This window comes from Methylosinus sp. H3A, assembly GCF_015709455.1.
GTDB lineage: Bacteria > Pseudomonadota > Alphaproteobacteria > Rhizobiales > Beijerinckiaceae > Methylosinus.
Genome location: NZ_JADNQW010000005.1, coordinates 1,827,929 through 1,843,005 on the forward strand (window position 1 = coordinate 1,827,929; position 15,077 = coordinate 1,843,005).

Below are 15,077 nucleotides of genomic sequence, written 5' to 3' on the forward strand. Positions count from 1 at the left end.
TCGGCTCCTCATGCCGCCGCGGAAGATGCGGAAGGCGAGTCGCTCGACTTCGCCGCGACGCTTCCGAAGGGGCCGGTGATCTTTTGTCCCGGCAATGTTCCGCGCGCCTCGACTCCGAGGCGCGGAAACATGAGCTCGGCGAAACGATAGGCCTCCTCCAAATGCGGATAGCCCGAAAGAATGAAGCTGTCGACGCCGAGCGCCGCATATTCGCGCAAGCGCGCCTCGACTTGCGCCGGATCGCCGACGAGCGCGGTTCCCGCGCCGCCGCGCGTCAGTCCGACGCCGGCCCAGAGATTGGGGCTTATCTCGAGATCCGCGCGCGTGCGCCCTCGGCCCTTGCGCAATTCGAGCATTCTCCGCTGGCCGATCGAATCCATCTTCGCGAAGATTTCCTGTGCGTCGGCGATCGCCTTATCGTCCAATCGGCTGATGAGGCTGTCCGCCGCCGCCCAGGCTTCGTCCTCCGTCTCGCGCACGATCACATGGAGCCGCACCCCGAAGCGCGGCGCGCGTCCGAACGCGGCCGCGCGACGCCGCACATCCGCGATCTTCTCGGCGACTGCGGAGGGCGGTTCTCCCCATGTCAGATAAGTGTCGACTGCGCGCGCGGCGAGATCATGCGCTGGCTCCGAGGAGCCGCCGAAATAGAGCGGGGGCCTCGGGCTCTGCACCGGTGGAAAGAGGAGCTTGCCCTTCGCTATGTCGAAATGCGCGCCGTGAAAATCGACGCTCTCATCCGTATGGCTCCCGCGAAGAAGCGCCTCCCATGCGCGCACGAATTCGGCCGAGACGTCGTAGCGGGACGCATGATCCAGAAACAGGCCGTCGCCGGCGAGCTCGCTCGCATCGCCTCCGGCGACGAGATTGATCAGCAGTCGCCCCCGTGACAGACGATCGAGGCTCGCTGTCATGCGAGCCGCCAACGCCGGCTGCACCAGGCCCGGCCGCAAGGCCACGAGAAAGCGCAGCGTCTTCGTCGATTCGATCAAGCTCGCCGCGACGATCCACGGATCTTCGCAGGAGCGTCCGGTCGGAATGAGAACGCCGTAATAGCCGAGACTGTCGGTTGCGACCGCTATCTGCCGAAGATAGTCGAATGTCGCCGTCCGCGCTCCCTCCTCGGCGCCGAGATAGCGCGAGTCGCCATGAGACGGAATGTACCACAAGATTTCCATGATCCGATCCCTGTTCGCCGGTCCGAGCGCGGCAATAGGAGACTTCTTTTGATTTCCCGGCCGCAAGAGACGGGCCAATCGCTCAGCCGCGAATCTGTGGTCATTTTGTCCCGCGGGCTGTTGCATTCGAAGCAATTCGGGGCCGGCTCTGCGGCATGCGCAACAGCTCACGCCAAATCGCGCCGTAGCAGATGCGCGGCGTTGCGCCACGCGACCTTCTCGATCGCTTCCTCGTCCAAGCCGAGGCGAAGGAGGTCGGCGACGCTCTGACCGAGTGGGCGAAACGGGTAAGACGAGCCGAACAGCAATTGGTCTGCGAGAAATCCCCTCGCGGCATCCGCGTAGCGCAGGCCTCCCGGCGCGAAGAAATACATGTCCGGCGAGACGAAGACATTCTCGTTGCGAAATGCGACGGCGATCATCTCGTCGATTTGCGGGTAGAAGGCGTGACAACAGACGATGGGCAGAGTTGGAAAGGCGTGCGCCACACGATCGACGGCCAGCGGGTCATTGCGCCGCAGGTCCGGCGTCGTCGGGCCCGACATCATGAAGACGGGCGCGCCGAGGTCTGCGCAGACCTCGTAGATGGGAAACAGCGTCTCGTCGTCATGGGAAATCGGCTCCGCCAAGAAGGCGGGATCGACATTGACGCCCACGAGCTTCAGCTCGTTCAGGCAGCGCTCCGTCTCTTCCGCCGCACCTTTGCCGGTGAAGAATTGGGGGTCGACCGAACCGACGCCGAGCATGCGCCCTTCCGACGAGCAAGAGAGCGTCGCGAGCAGATCATTGGAAATCCGCACGCTCGGCGTGCTGCGTCCCACCATGAGCGCAATGTCGATCCCCGCCGCATCGAGTTCCCGGTGAAAGGACGGAAGATCGGGCGCTCGCGTGAAATGGTCGATGTCCTTCGAGCCGAGGCGGCGGTTAATCCAGCGTACCGTTTCGAAGTCGGGCGATCCCGGTTCTGCTCCGAAGAATGAGTGAAGGAATGACGGCCGCGCTCGCATATCGACGATATGCCGCGGGCGGTTCGATGGTGTCATTCGAGAGTCCTTTCGACGAGACTTGGGATCGGCGCGTCGCAATCGAGGCGCCGGATCGAGATGCTGTCGGATTGCGGCATTTGGAATTCGCATTGCTGCATGTGCAGCAGCGCCGAACATCGGCTGTTGCAAATGCAATAGGCGCCCCCGTGATTACGCGTAAAATCGAGAAAATCGGTCGAGAATAGCGTGGCACGCGCCGTGCTCATTCTTAGGCGATCGATGCGCGGTCGCGTGACAATCGGGGACTGCGCGCGGGCCACCAGGGAGACAAGGATGAGCGGCGCTTCTTCGCCTTCGGCGCGTCAAAAATCAGAGGCGATCAAATTCGCCTATTGGGTTCCGAACGTCTCGGGCGGGCTCGTCATCAGCAAGGTCGAGCAGCGCACGAGCTGGGATATCGACTATAATCGCAAGCTCGCGCAGATCGCCGAAGCGTCGGGCTTCGAATATGCCTTGACGCAGATCCGCTTCACCGCCGGCTATGGCGCCGAATATCAGCACGAGTCGGTGAGCTTTTCCCATGCGTTGCTCGCGGCGACCGAGAAGCTCAATGTGATCGCGGCGATCCTTCCCGGCCCATGGCATCCGGCCGTCGTCGCCAAGCAGGTCGCGTCGATCAGCTGGTATACGGGCGGGCGGCTCGCGGTGAACATCGTCTCTGGATGGTTCCGCGGCGAGTTCCAGGCGATCGGCGAACATTGGCTCGATCACGACGAACGCTATCGCCGCTCGGAGGAGTTCATCCGTGTTCTGCGCGGCGTGTGGTCGCAAGACAATTTCAATTTCGCGGGAGACTTCTATCGGTTCCGCGACTACACGCTCAAACCCAAACCCGTCAGGCTGCCCGAGATATTCCAGGGCGGCAGCTCGCGCGCGGCGCGCGACATGGCGGCGCGCGTGTCGGACTGGTATTTCACCAATGGAAACACGGTGGAAGGCGTTCGCAAGCAGGTCGACGACATTCGCGCCAAGGCTGCGCAGAGCGGTCATCAGGTGAAGATCGGCGTCAACGCCTTCGCGATCGTGCGCGATACGGCCGATGAAGCGCGCGCCGCACTGAACGACATTTTGGCGAATGCCGATCCGGACGCGGTTCGCGCATTTCATCACGAGGTTCAGAACGCCGGCGCGGCGTCTCCGGAGCGCGAAGGTAATTGGGCGAAATCGAGCTTCGAGGATCTCGTTCAATATAACGATGGCTTTAAAACCAATCTCATCGGCGCCCCGGAAGAGGTCGCCCGTCGAATCTTGGAGCTCAAAGCGGTCGGCGTCGATCTCGTTCTGCTCGGCTTCCTGCATTTCCAGGAGGAGGTCGAGTTTTTCGGCGAGCGCGTCATTCCGCTCGTGCGCGCGCTCGAAGCCGAGGAAGCCCGCGCGGCGGCGTGAGCCGCGCGAAACGAGACTCATCGATCGGAATTGCGCTCCGATCCGGAATTGTAGAATAAACGAGGCACGAAATGTCGGAAGTCAACAGAGCAGAGGCGTTCGAGCGGCTCGATCGCGTCATCGAGACCGTGATCGTCGCCAATGCGGAACGCAACGACGAGCAGTCGCTGTTCCCCGTCGAAAATCTCCATGCGCTCGCCGAAGCCGGATGGACGCGCGCGCTGGTCTCGCCGGAATATGGAGGGCTCGGACTCGATCATACGGCTTTCGCGGAAGCCGCCTATCGCATCGGACAGAAGGACGCCTCGACGGGCCTCGTCTATGTGATGCATGTCGGCGCCGCGCAGACGATCAATCTCTACGGCACGCCTGATCAAAAGCTGCGCTGGCTGAAGCCGCACGACGGCAAATATCTTCTCGGCACCTATTCGACCAGCGAGCGCGCCTCCGGCGGTCATTGGTGGTACAATTTCTCGCAGGCGTCGCGCGACGGCGATGATTATATCGTCAATGCCGAAAAGTCCTTCACGACCTCCTCCGGCAAGGCGGATTACTACATCACCCAGACGCGCACGCCGGACGCGCGCGACCAATCGGACATTTCCTTCTTCATCGTGGACGGCAAATCGCCGGGCATCACGCCCGGGCCTTGGAACGCGCTCGGCGTGCGCGGAAATCATTCCGGTCCCATCCGCTACGAGGGCGTGAAGGTCGCGCGGAGCAATCGTCTCGGCGAGGAGAATCAAGGCAAGGAAATCATCTACAACGGCGTCTCGCCGGTCTATCTGATCGGCCTCGGCGCCGTGTGGGAAGGCGTCGCCCGCGGCGCTCACGACGCCGCCGTGGGTCATATCAAGAACTCGATTCACAAAGACACGAGCAAGCGTCTCGCCGACTATCAGGCGATCCGTCAGGAGCTCGCCAAGCCGAAAGTGCTGATCGAATCGCTCGGACCCTGGCGGCGCGAGCTCGCGGCGGGACTCGACGCGCTGTGGTTCGAGGGCAAGCCGCAAGCGGAGCTGTTGATCGCGCTCACCGAATTCAAGGTTCACGCCTCCGAGACCGCCAATCTCTCGGCCGCGGCCGCGCTCACCGTCACGGGCGGCTACGGCTATAAGAAAGGCGCGATCGAGCGTTATTTCCGCGACGCCCGCGCCGGCATCGGCATGGGGCCGTCGAACATCATCGCGCGCGATTGGATCGGCAAGACGGCGGTCGGTCTGCCGCTCGAGCTGTTCTACGAAGGCGGCGAATAGCGAGAGGCGCCTTCGCCTTTCGTCCCGTATTTTCCCTGTATTTCGAGGAAAGAAGATGAAACTCCCGCACCGTCTCATCGGCGCGGCGAGCGCGCTCGTCTGCGCGAACGCCGCTTTCGCCGCCGATCTGCCATCACGAGCGCCGCCGCAGCCGGCGACGATCTCATCCGTCGATTATCAGCCTTTCCAAATCAGACTGCGTGCGACGGCGATCGTTCCCGACGGCGGTTTTTCGGTTTTCGATCGCTTCGGCACCGTTCCGGCCATCACGGGAATAGCCGCCGGCGTTCCCGGCGGCCAGATTTTCGGCGCGGGCGTTCACACCTCCACTTCGATCATTCCCGAGATCGATCTCAGCTATTATTTCGACGAGCATTTCGCTGTCGAGACGATCGCCGGCTATACGCGGCATACTTTGACGGCGACGGGCTCGCTCGCCGGCATTCCGGTCGGCGCGACGAATCTTCTGCCCGTATCATTGCTCGCCCAATATCATTTCACGCAATTCGGCGCCTTCCAACCCTATGTCGGAGTTGGCGTCACTTGGGCGGTTCCCTATGGCTATAGCCCCGGCAACAGCTGGACGCCTCTCGTCACAAATCTTGGCCTCACCGGTTTCGATTCGGTGCGCGCGCTTCAGATCGGAACCTCGATCGGCGTCGCGGGACAAATCGGTTTCGACTACATGATCACGCCCAATATCGGCGTGAATGTCGATTTGAAGCGCATCGTGGCAGAGCCGACTGCTTATGCGACGATCTATAATTCCGCGCTCAATCAGAACATCTATGTCAGGGTGAAGTCGAACATCGATCCTTGGCTTGCGAGCGTCGGCGTCACTCTGCGCTTCGGCGGGGCGTCGGCGCAGCCGATCCTTGCCAAATACTGACGCGAGGCGAGAGGCGCCGTCAGGCGCCTCGCCAAACCGCGCCTTCGATCGAGACTCGCGCGGGCAATTGGCCCGCGGCGAAATAGCCGTCCGCGATCGATTGCTGCTTGCCGATGACGTCGCGATCGAGCGGCTTGGGCTCGAAATCGAGTCGGTGGAGATAATGCCGCGCCACCTGTCGATCGAGATGCAGGCATCGCGCGACGGCGCCGAGTTCCGCTTCGGCGCGCTCGCGCGGCGTCCCGCCGAGCATGCGAATTTCCGCGAGGATCGCGTCGACGATCTGCGGCTGGCCGCAGGCGAAGTGTCGGCGCGCCACATAGAACTGATGGTTCTCGACGAAACCTGCGCCATCGAGAAGCACATGCGCTTTGCTTCCCATGCGTGCAGCGCTCAAGAGCGGCTCCCAAATCGCCCATGCGTCGATTGTCCCGTCGCACAAATCCTCCAGCAAATCGAGCGTCGGAGGGACATAGACGGGTTCTATGTCGCCGCGCGACAGCCCCCGGATATTGAGCGCGGTCGTCAGAAAATGATCGGCGTTCGACCATCGGCTGAAAGCGACGCGTTTGCCTTTCAGATCGTCGATCGAGCGAAGCCGGGGATCGGCGACGACGAGGGCGACATCTGTCGGCGCGGGCGATTCATAGCCGACGTAGAAGAAGGGAACGCCCATGGCGAGAGCGAAAACCGTCGCAGCCTCGCCGGTGACGCCTAGGTCGATTTCGCCGCGGCCGATCGCGTCGAGAACGGCGGGGCCGGCGCTGAACTCCCGCCATTCGGCGCGATAACCGAATGGCCGAAGACGTTCATCGAGCGAGCCTATCGCCTGCAAGGCCGCAAGTGTGCCGAATTTCTGAAATCCGAGCCGAACGACATTGGGCGCGCTGCGTGCGGGCGGCCGCTTCTCCTTCTCGTCGTTCTCCGCGGGGCTCTTCTTACGCGGAGCGATGACGCCCATATGGCCGAGGCGCGTGCGCAATTCATTGCGGCTCACGCCGAGCCGTTCCGCCGTGCGCACCTGATTGCCGCGCTCGAAATCGAGCGCGACCGAGACAAGAGAGCGCATCACGCGGTCGAAGAGGTTTTTCTCACCTTGCGTGATGGCCGTGTCGAGCAGGCTGCGCAGACGTGTCTCGAAATCGACGTTCTCTTCCGTGAGAGGCGCATCGAAAGCCTCGACGATAGGCACCTCGGCGACGATTTCCTCTCGCGTCAGCAGCAGCGCATTATGCAGAACGTTTTCGAGCTCGCGAATATTGCCGGGCCAATGATAGCTCGTCAGCTTGGCGATGGCTTCGGGCGCGAGCACAGGCATCGGCCGGCCGAGCTTTGCGCCATAGAGGCGGAGGAAATAATTGGCGAGCGGCTCGATGTCGCCGCGTCGCGCGCGCAGCGGCGCGAGATTCACGGTCGCTATGTTGAGGCGATAGAAGAGGTCCTTGCGGAAGCTCTTGGCGGCCACTGCGGCCTCGAGATTCACATTGGTGGCGGCGATCAGCCTCACGTCGATCGGCCGCGCCTTGCGCGAGCCGACGCGCACGATCTCGCGCTCCTGCAAGACGCGCAACAGCTTCACCTGCATGGCGGCCGGAAGGTCGCCGATCTCGTCGAGCAGCAGTGTCCCCCCGTGGGCTGCCTCGAACCAGCCGGTCTCGCTTCGCGCGGCGCCGGTGAAGGCGCCCTTCTCATGGCCGAACAGCTCCGCCTCGACGAGCGTCTCGCTGAACGCGCCGCAATTGACCGCGAGGAAGGGGCCGTCCTTGCGCGCGCTATTGGCGTGAATATAGCGGGCGACGAGCTCCTTTCCGGTGCCCGTCTCGCCTATGATCAAGACGGTCGCGTCGCTCGGAGCGATTCGATGCAGATCGGCTTTGAGCCTCAAGGAGACGGGATCCTCGAACACCATCGCCGAAGCCCGACTCGTCGCTCCGGGCGTCACTCCGGAGACGGTCTCGATCCCGGTCCTTTTCTTGTCGGTGACGACGACCGAGAAGGAGGAGGGACTGAACATGCTGGGTTCCTCGATGCGTCATACGTCTGCGCCGTGCTCGGGACGACGAAGGCTATCGGGGTTTCATGGCCAATATGTTGACTAGATATATATATAATGTCAACAACTGTTGGCGCGAGATCGCCGGAGGCGATTTTGCGTCGGTCACGCGATAGCGCGGCGAGAGCAGTGTTCGCAGACGGAGAATCTTTTCGGCGGGGCTTTTGGAGCCGACTATCGCTCGGCAAATGCACAAGGCGTGTAGAACGCGCAACCGTCGGGGCCCGATCGACTGGCCCAGCGTAACGGCTATTGCGATCACGACTGGGAGACGATCGCGGCAGAAGACACCTTCGGCTAGACGCGCCGTCGTCGGTTGGCTGTCGGGAAGCCGACGACGGAGCCAACTGGGGCCGTCAGCTTTCCGCGCATTTTGCGAAGACGTCCCAATCTTCGGCGATCTCGGCGACGAAGAGCCGCTTGGCCTCCTGTAACTCCCTCGTTCCGAGGCTGCGGAAGAGAATGCCGCATAGGGGCGCAGCCGATTCGGCGCGCGCATGCGGAAATAGAAAATTCCCGAGTCGGGATGCTTCCGGCGAGGATGTCATCCGTAAGGACATTGTTTAGCGCCGCTGTATAGAAGGCGACAGCGGCAAGGCCCTGAATTCTAACCAACTCTCTGTTAAATCGAGGTCACTGTCAGAGATTGGCGGAGAGGGAGGGATTTGAACCCCCGATACGGTTGCCCGTATGCCGCATTTCGAGTGCGGTGCTTTCAACCACTCAGCCACCTCTCCAGGACGGCAAGCGAGGTCGAGCCTCGCTGCGGCGTTGGGCCCAATAGCACGCGTTCGCCTCGGCGATCAAGGCTTGGCGACGCCCATCTTTCGCCTCGCCTCGCCTCGCCTCGCCTCGCCCAGGGGGGCCCAGTCCGGATTTGCCGATCGTTAACCTTAATAATGTCTAACAGAGCGCAGCCGGCCTCCCCTCGGCGCGATCGCGGCCTCTCGCGCCGAGGCGGGCCTCTGGAACATTCGCATGCCGAGAACCAACAAACCGAGACCGCGACAAAAGCGGCAGCCCTTCGTCATCGAATTCTCGCTCGGCTCCGGTCGGCGGCGCATGGAGCTCTCCACGCCGACGCTCGTCGTCGCGGGCGTCGTCGCCATCGCGGCCGGGCTCCTCGCCCCCTGCGCCGCGGCCTATCTCGCCTTTCGCGACGATATGCTCGCCGAGCTCGTCGATCGGCAGACGCAGATGCACTACACCTATGAGGATCGTCTCGCCGCGCTGCGGCTGCGGCTCGATCAGGCGACGAGCCGGCAATTCCTCGACCAGGGCGATGTCGAGAGCAAAGTGCAGACGCTCGTCACGCGTCAGGCCAAGCTCGAGACGCGCGCGGCGCTGGTCGCGCGGCTCGTCGAAGGCGTCTCCGTCAGGGACGCAGGGCCGGTCCCCGTCTCCGGGCAGCGCCGCCCGCCGGCCACGACCGCCGGATTGCCGGCCGGCGCGAGCGCCTATGCGCCCGCGCACGACGAGCGGCCGGAGCCTTTCGCCGGCTTCGACAAGCCGCAGCCCGAGGGGCTGGAGCTGAGGCTGAGACGCGACGACGACGCCCCGCCGCGGCCCGCCGAGCGGGGCGGAGCCTCCGCCGGCCTCGAGACGCCGAACGAATCGTCCCGGCTCGCGGCGGCGGCGAATCTGCCGCTGCAATCGCGACTTGAGCATTTGGAAGCTTCGCTCGATCACGCCGAGCGGGAGCAGACCCAGCGCCTCGGCCGGCTGGTCGAGCCGATTCGGGCGGCTGCGGGGCGGCTGCGACGCGCCTTCGACGTCGCCGGGCTGCCGGTCGAGCGTTTCCTCACCAAAGGTCGCGCCCGCGCCGAGGCTTTCGCCGGCGGGCCCTTCGTGCCGGCCGATCGTCTGAGCGGCGACCTCCTCTTCGAGCGCGAGCTCACCGCCGCGCAGAGCGCCGCCACGACGCTCGAAGGCCTGCGCAGCGCGCTGCCGAGCGTGCCCTTGCGCAAGCCGCTGGCCGGCGCGCCGGAGACGACCTCCAATTTCGGCTATCGCACCGATCCTTTCTTCGGCCGTCCAGCGCTGCACACGGGCGTCGATCTGCGCGACGATTACGGCTCGCCCGTGCGCGCCACCGCGGGCGGCGTCGTCGTCTCGGCGGGACCGAGCGGCGGCTATGGGCAGATGGTGGAGATCGACCACGGTTCCGGCCTCGCGACGCGCTACGCGCATCTCTCCGCCATTTCCGTGGCCGTCGGCCAGGAGGTGGCTCCCGGCGAGACGGTCGGCCGTCTCGGCTCGACGGGCCGCTCCACCGGCCCGCATCTCCACTATGAGGTGAGGGTGGACGGCGAGCCGGTCGATCCCACGCGCTTCCTGCGCGCCGCTTCGACGCTCGCCGAGAGCCGATGACCGCTCGATGACCGCCGCCTGGGGTGGCGTTCCGGGGCGAGTGCGATAAAAGACCGCGAGCCGGCCGTGTCGCCGGCGCGCACACATCGGACCCCATGGCCCCGCCTCCTCTTCTGACGCTCCAGAACGTCGGCCTGACGCTCGGCGGCAAACCGCTGCTCGAATCGGCCGATCTCTCCGTCTCGCCCGGCGAGCGCCTGTGCCTCGTCGGCCGCAACGGGTCGGGTAAATCCACGCTGCTGCGAATCGCCGCCGGCGAGGTGGAGGCGGATTCGGGAACGCGCTTCCTGCAGCCGGGCGCGAGCCTGCGCTATTTGCCGCAGGAGCCCGATCTCTCCGGCTTCGCGACGACGCTCGACTATGTCGTCGCCGGCCTCGGCCCCACCGACGATCCGCATGTCGCCAAGGCTCTGCTGCTCGAGCTCGGCCTCACCGGGGAGGAAAATCCCCGCAGCCTCTCGGGCGGCGAGGGCAGGCGGGCGGCGCTCGCCCGCGCGCTCGCGCCAGAGCCGGACGCGCTGCTGCTCGACGAGCCCACCAACCATCTCGATCTGCCGGCGATCATCTGGCTCGAGGAGCGGCTCGCGGGGCTGCGCTCGGCGATCGTCGTCATCAGCCACGACCGCCGCTTTTTGCAGGATCTGACGCGCGCGACGCTGTGGCTCGACCGCGGGAGGACGCGGTATTTGTCGCGCGGCTTCAAGGATTTCGAGGCCTGGCGCGACCGCGAGTTCGAGGAAGAGGAAAAGCAGCAGCACAAGATCGACCGCAAGATCGTCGCCGAGGAGCATTGGGTGCGCTATGGCGTGACCGGCCGGCGCAAGCGCAATCAGAAGCGACTGTCCGATCTCCATGAGATGCGCGCGACGCGGCGCCGGCACGTCGGGCCGGTGGGCGACATCAAGCTCGATGTCGCCGAGGCGCAGGCCTCCGGCGCGCTGGTCGTCGAAGCGCGGGGGATTTCCAAATCCTTCGGCGAGCGCGTCATCGTCGACAATTTCTCGACGCGGGTGATGCGCGGCGATCGGCTCGGCATCGTGGGCGCGAATGGCGCCGGCAAGACGACGCTGGTCAAGCTGGTGACGGGGACGCTGGCGCCCGACGGCGGTCATGTGCGGCTGGGCGCTTCCGTCGAGATGGCGACGCTCGACCAGAGCCGCGCCAGCCTCGATCCGCAGACGACGCTGAAGGACGCGCTGACCGGCGGCGGCTCCGATTTCGTCGAGCTCAACGGCCAGCGCAAGCATGTCGTCGGCTATATGAGGGACTTCCTGTTCGGCCCCGAGCAGGCGCGGACGCCCATCGGCCGCCTCTCGGGCGGAGAGCGCGGACGGCTGCTGCTCGCCCGCGCGCTGGCGCAGCCCTCCAATCTTCTGGTGCTGGACGAGCCGACCAACGACCTCGATCTCGAGACGCTCGATCTGCTCGAGGAAATGCTCGCCGACTATCCCGGAACGCTGATCGTGGTGAGCCATGACCGCGATTTTCTCGACCGCGTCGCCACCTCGGTGCTGATGTCGGATGGCGGGGGCCGCTGGATCGAATATGCCGGCGGCTATTCCGACATGGTGGCCCAACGCGGGGAGGGCGTGCAGGCGAGAGGCGCGGCCTCCGCGCCGCGCGAGGAGAAGTCGAAAGCCGCCGCGCCGCGGCCGAAAGCCGCCGCCAAGCCGCGGCTCAGCTTCGCCGAGCAGCATGCGCTGACGACGCTGCCGGCGAAGATGGACGAATTGCGCGGCAAGCGGGAGAAGCTGCAGAAGTTCTTGGACGACCCCGGTCTCTATGCGCGCGATCCGGCGAAATTCGCCGAGGCCGGCAAGCTTTTGGCGAAAGTGGAGGCGGAACTCGCCGCGGCGGAGGAGAGCTGGCTCGAGTTGGAGATAAAGCGGGAGGAGATCGGCGGGTGAGGCGCTTCAGCCTCCCCTTCAGCGGCTTGCAGCTTCACATATCTTCCAACTCACCCACGACGTCCTGGCCGAGACAAGCCCGGCCAGGACGGCCGCGAATGCGATAGTCTTCAGGCGGAGGGACGCGCTCCCGACCCGCCGTTGATTTCGGCCCGCGAAACGACTATCCGCCTCTTTCCCCTTTCGACCGACCGAGGACGTCGCCCATGCCCGCTCCCTCCGCCGATGAGCTGAAACGACAGGCCGCCGCCGTGGCCCTCGAGGCCGTCGAGCCGGGAATGCGGCTCGGTCTCGGCACGGGCTCGACGGCCGCGCATTTCGTCGATCTGCTCGGGGCAAAGGTGAAGGCGGGACTCGACGTGCTCTGCGTGCCGACCTCCGAGCGAACGCGCGCGCAGGCGCAGGCGCTCGGCATCCCGCTGGCGACGCTGGAGGAGGCGCCGGAACTGGACCTCACCGTTGACGGCGCCGATGAGTTCGACGCGAATCTGCGCCTCATAAAAGGCGGCGGCGGCGCGCTGCTGCGCGAAAAAATCGTCGCCGCGGCGTCCGAGCGTTTCATCGTCATCACCGACGAATCGAAGAAGGTCGCGACGCTCGGCGCCTTCCCGCTGCCCGTCGAGATCGACCCCTTCGGCGCCAGAGCGACGCGGCTGCATGTGGAGCGCGCGGCGAAAAATCTCGGCCTTATCGGGACGGTCAGCCCGCGACTGAAGCCGGACGGCCATGTTTTCGTCACCGACGGCGGCCATTTGATCCTCGATTGCGCATTCGGCGCGATTTCCGATCCTGACGCGCTGGCCGACCGTCTCTCCGCCATTCCCGGCGTCGTCGAGCACGGATTATTCATCGGCCTGGCCACGGCCGTCGTCGTCGCGGGCCGCGACGGCGTCGAGACGCTCGACCGGACGACGCGCTGAAAAATCCTTTCACGAGGAGAAAGCCCGAAGTGTTTTTTCGTCCGACGATCCGTCTCGCCGCTCTCGTTCTGGCGACCGCCGCCTCGGCCGGCGAGCCGCGGCACGGCGCCGCCCCGGCGGCCGCGGCGGCTCCGCCCATCGCCTCTGTTCCGCCTTTGGTCTCCGCCGCCTCGCCGGCGCAGCTGGCGCTGGCGCGCTCCGTCCTCGTCGATTCCGGCATCGCCTCGTCTTTCCGGCTCATCATTCCGCAATATCTCGAGCAGATCGCCCTTTCGGTGACGCGCACGCGGCCCGAGATGGTTCCTGACCTCAATCTCGTGCTCGCCGCCGTGCGGCCGGAGTTCGACAAAAAGGTCGACGAGATGATCGACAGCGCCGCGCAGCTCTACACGCAGCGTTTCTCGCAAAAGGAGCTCGAGGACGTCGCCGCTTTCTTCAAAAGCGCCTCGGGCCGCAAATATGTCGGCATGCAGCCCGTGCTGATGAGCGACATGTTCGTCGCCATGCAGGCGTGGTCGCAGAAGATTTCCGTCGACATGATGTCGCGCGTGCGCGAAGAAATGCGCAAGAAGGGCCACGAGCTCTAGCCGCCCCCTCGAGCGGGAGAACTCTGGCGGGATCCGGGCGGGCCTTCGCCCCCGGGTCGGAAACTCCGGGGTTCTGAATGACGCAATATGATTATGATCTCGTCGTGATCGGCGCCGGCTCGGGCGGCGTGCGGGCGGCGCGCATCGCCGCCGGCCATGGCGCGAAAGTCGCGATCTGCGAGGAGTTCCGCATTGGCGGCACCTGCGTGATCCGCGGCTGCGTGCCGAAAAAGCTCTATGTGATGGCGAGCCGCTTCCGCGATGATTTCGAGGACGCCGCCGGCTTCGGCTGGCGCGTCGGCGAGATCGCGTTCGACTGGACGGCGCTGGTCGCCGCCAAAGAGGCGGAGATCACCCGCCTCTCCGGCCTCTATGCGCAAAATCTCGAGAAGGCCGGCGTCGAGGTCATTCGCGAGCGCGGCGTGATCGCCGGGCCGAATGAGGTGTCCTTCGCCGGCGGCAAGCGCGTCTCGACGCGCTACATACTCATCGCCACGGGCGGCGCGCCGGTGCTGCGGCCACAGATTCCCGGCCTCGAGCACGCCATCTCCTCCAATGAGATTTTCGACCTCCCGGAATTGCCGAAGAGTCTGCTCGTCGTCGGCGGCGGCTATATCGCCGTGGAATTCGCCAGCGTCTTCGCGCGATTGGGCTCCAAGGTGCATTTGTCGCTGCGCGCCGATCTGCCCTTGCGCGGCTTCGACGAGAATCTGCGCCGCCTGCTCGACGAGGGCCTCGTCAATGCGGGCATAGAGATTCACCGCGGCGCTCTGCCGACCAAGCTCGAGAAGACCGCGGGCGGACTCGTCGCGACGCTGCAGAATGGCGCGCGTCTCGACATAGACGCCGCACTGCTGGCGACAGGCCGCGCGCCGCTGACGCAGGGCCTCGGCCTCGAGGCGGCGGGCGTCGCGATGAAGGAGAGCGGCGCCATCATCGTCGATGAGTATTCGCGCACAAATGTTCCGTCCATCTACGCCGTCGGCGATGTGACGGATCGCATCAATCTGACGCCGGTCGCCATTCGCGAGGGCCACGCCTTCGCCGATACTGTGTTCGGCGGCAAGGACATCGCCGTCGATCATGAGATGGTGCCGACGGCGGTGTTCACCACGCCGGAGATCGGAACCGTGGGACTCTCGGAGGCCGAGGCCCATGCGAAATACGGACGCCTCAATGTCTTCGAGACGAGCTTCCGGCCGATGCGCGCGACGCTGTCGAAGCGCGCCGAAAAAGTCTTCATGAAGATTTTGGTCGAGGCCGCCAGCGATCTCGTCGTCGGCGTGCATATTCTGGGGCCGGAGGCGGGAGAGATGGCGCAGCTTCTCGCCATTTCGCTGCGGCTCGGCGCGCGCAAGGCCGATTTCGACGCCACAATGGCGCTGCATCCGACGCTCGCGGAAGATCTGGTGACGATGCGCTCGCCGAGCCGCGTCGTGGAATAAGAGAAAAGATGCGAGCCTTGAGGCTCGCTTTCGAGAGGCG

At 64.9% G+C, this 15,077-nt stretch carries 12 protein-coding genes and 1 tRNA gene; 8 read left to right on the forward strand and 5 right to left on the reverse strand.

The window, feature by feature from the left end; all coding sequences use genetic code 11:
- Positions 1 to 8 precede the first annotated feature (8 nt).
- The 3 genes from ssuD to IY145_RS11530 form a co-directional block, all read right to left on the reverse strand.
- On the reverse strand, positions 9 to 1,178 hold the full coding sequence (ssuD, locus tag IY145_RS11520; RefSeq protein ID WP_196408344.1) for an FMNH2-dependent alkanesulfonate monooxygenase: 1,170 nt from the start codon (positions 1,176 to 1,178) through the stop codon (positions 9 to 11).
- A 167-nt stretch (positions 1,179 to 1,345) separates the two neighbouring features.
- Positions 1,346 to 2,221 carry an amidohydrolase family protein gene (locus tag IY145_RS11525; protein ID WP_196408345.1) on the reverse strand — a complete coding sequence of 292 codons (876 nt, stop codon included), beginning with the start codon at positions 2,219 to 2,221 and terminating at the stop codon, positions 1,346 to 1,348.
- The gene (locus tag IY145_RS11530) at positions 2,218 to 2,430 is read right to left on the reverse strand and encodes a hypothetical protein (protein WP_196408346.1); all 213 of its coding nucleotides are present in this window, start codon (positions 2,428 to 2,430) and stop codon (positions 2,218 to 2,220) included. The genes IY145_RS11525 and IY145_RS11530 overlap by 4 nt, the downstream gene beginning before the upstream one ends.
- 67 nt (positions 2,431 to 2,497) lie before the next feature.
- Between IY145_RS11530 and sfnG the strand changes: the two genes are divergently transcribed.
- The 3 genes from sfnG to IY145_RS11545 all read left to right on the forward strand — a co-directional run bounded on the left by sfnG (position 2,498) and on the right by IY145_RS11545 (position 5,755).
- Positions 2,498 to 3,610, forward strand: a complete 1,113-nt coding sequence (gene sfnG, locus IY145_RS11535; RefSeq protein ID WP_196408347.1) for a dimethylsulfone monooxygenase SfnG — start codon at positions 2,498 to 2,500, stop codon at positions 3,608 to 3,610.
- Between the two features lie 71 nt (positions 3,611 to 3,681).
- Positions 3,682 to 4,866, forward strand: coding sequence for an acyl-CoA dehydrogenase family protein (locus IY145_RS11540; RefSeq protein WP_196408348.1), 1,185 nt, complete (start codon positions 3,682 to 3,684; stop codon positions 4,864 to 4,866).
- A 55-nt stretch (positions 4,867 to 4,921) separates the two neighbouring features.
- Positions 4,922 to 5,755 carry an OmpW family protein gene (locus IY145_RS11545; protein WP_196408349.1) on the forward strand — a complete coding sequence of 278 codons (834 nt, stop codon included), beginning with the start codon at positions 4,922 to 4,924 and terminating at the stop codon, positions 5,753 to 5,755.
- Between the two features lie 19 nt (positions 5,756 to 5,774).
- Here IY145_RS11545 and IY145_RS11550 read toward each other — a convergent pair whose 3' ends face one another.
- Positions 5,775 to 7,769: a sigma 54-interacting transcriptional regulator gene (locus IY145_RS11550; RefSeq protein WP_196408350.1), complete on the reverse strand. Its 1,995-nt coding sequence runs from the start codon at positions 7,767 to 7,769 to the stop codon at positions 5,775 to 5,777.
- Positions 7,770 to 8,455: 686 nt separating this feature from the next.
- Positions 8,456 to 8,545, reverse strand: a tRNA-Ser gene (locus IY145_RS11555).
- 241 nt (positions 8,546 to 8,786) lie between these two features.
- Here IY145_RS11555 and IY145_RS11560 point away from each other — a divergent pair.
- The 5 genes from IY145_RS11560 (at position 8,787) to gor (ending at position 15,037) form a co-directional block, all read left to right on the forward strand.
- Positions 8,787 to 10,178, forward strand: coding sequence for a M23 family metallopeptidase (locus IY145_RS11560; RefSeq protein ID WP_196408351.1), 1,392 nt, complete (start codon positions 8,787 to 8,789; stop codon positions 10,176 to 10,178).
- Positions 10,179 to 10,273: 95 nt separating this feature from the next.
- A complete protein-coding gene (locus IY145_RS11565) occupies positions 10,274 to 12,085 on the forward strand; it encodes an ABC-F family ATP-binding cassette domain-containing protein (protein WP_196408352.1) in 1,812 nt (603 codons plus the stop codon).
- A 206-nt stretch (positions 12,086 to 12,291) separates the two neighbouring features.
- Positions 12,292 to 13,005 (forward strand): ribose-5-phosphate isomerase RpiA, encoded by a 714-nt coding sequence (gene rpiA, locus IY145_RS11570; protein ID WP_196408353.1) that lies wholly within the window; start codon positions 12,292 to 12,294, stop codon positions 13,003 to 13,005.
- A 29-nt stretch (positions 13,006 to 13,034) separates the two neighbouring features.
- Positions 13,035 to 13,592: a DUF2059 domain-containing protein gene (locus tag IY145_RS11575; protein ID WP_196408354.1), complete on the forward strand. Its 558-nt coding sequence runs from the start codon at positions 13,035 to 13,037 to the stop codon at positions 13,590 to 13,592.
- Positions 13,593 to 13,669: 77 nt separating this feature from the next.
- A complete protein-coding gene (gor, locus tag IY145_RS11580; protein WP_196408355.1) occupies positions 13,670 to 15,037 on the forward strand; it encodes a glutathione-disulfide reductase in 1,368 nt (455 codons plus the stop codon).
- Positions 15,038 to 15,077: the final 40 nt, after the last annotated feature.

What these genes read in the sequence shown, in the direction of transcription:
- ssuD (WP_196408344.1), bottom strand. Translation starts at nt 1,178, where the DNA reads ATGGAAATCTTGTGGTACATTCCGTCTCATGGCGACTCGCGCTATCTC.
- IY145_RS11525 (WP_196408345.1), bottom strand. Translation starts at nt 2,221, where the DNA reads ATGACACCATCGAACCGCCCGCGGCATATCGTCGATATGCGAGCGCGG.
- IY145_RS11530 (WP_196408346.1), bottom strand. Translation starts at nt 2,430, where the DNA reads ATGAGCACGGCGCGTGCCACGCTATTCTCGACCGATTTTCTCGATTTT.
- sfnG (WP_196408347.1), top strand. Translation starts at nt 2,498, where the DNA reads ATGAGCGGCGCTTCTTCGCCTTCGGCGCGTCAAAAATCAGAGGCGATC.
- IY145_RS11540 (WP_196408348.1), top strand. Translation starts at nt 3,682, where the DNA reads ATGTCGGAAGTCAACAGAGCAGAGGCGTTCGAGCGGCTCGATCGCGTC.
- IY145_RS11545 (WP_196408349.1), top strand. Translation starts at nt 4,922, where the DNA reads ATGAAACTCCCGCACCGTCTCATCGGCGCGGCGAGCGCGCTCGTCTGC.
- IY145_RS11550 (WP_196408350.1), bottom strand. Translation starts at nt 7,769, where the DNA reads ATGTTCAGTCCCTCCTCCTTCTCGGTCGTCGTCACCGACAAGAAAAGG.
- IY145_RS11560 (WP_196408351.1), top strand. Translation starts at nt 8,787, where the DNA reads ATGCCGAGAACCAACAAACCGAGACCGCGACAAAAGCGGCAGCCCTTC.
- IY145_RS11565 (WP_196408352.1), top strand. Translation starts at nt 10,274, where the DNA reads ATGGCCCCGCCTCCTCTTCTGACGCTCCAGAACGTCGGCCTGACGCTC.
- rpiA (WP_196408353.1), top strand. Translation starts at nt 12,292, where the DNA reads ATGCCCGCTCCCTCCGCCGATGAGCTGAAACGACAGGCCGCCGCCGTG.
- gor (WP_196408355.1), top strand. Translation starts at nt 13,670, where the DNA reads ATGACGCAATATGATTATGATCTCGTCGTGATCGGCGCCGGCTCGGGC.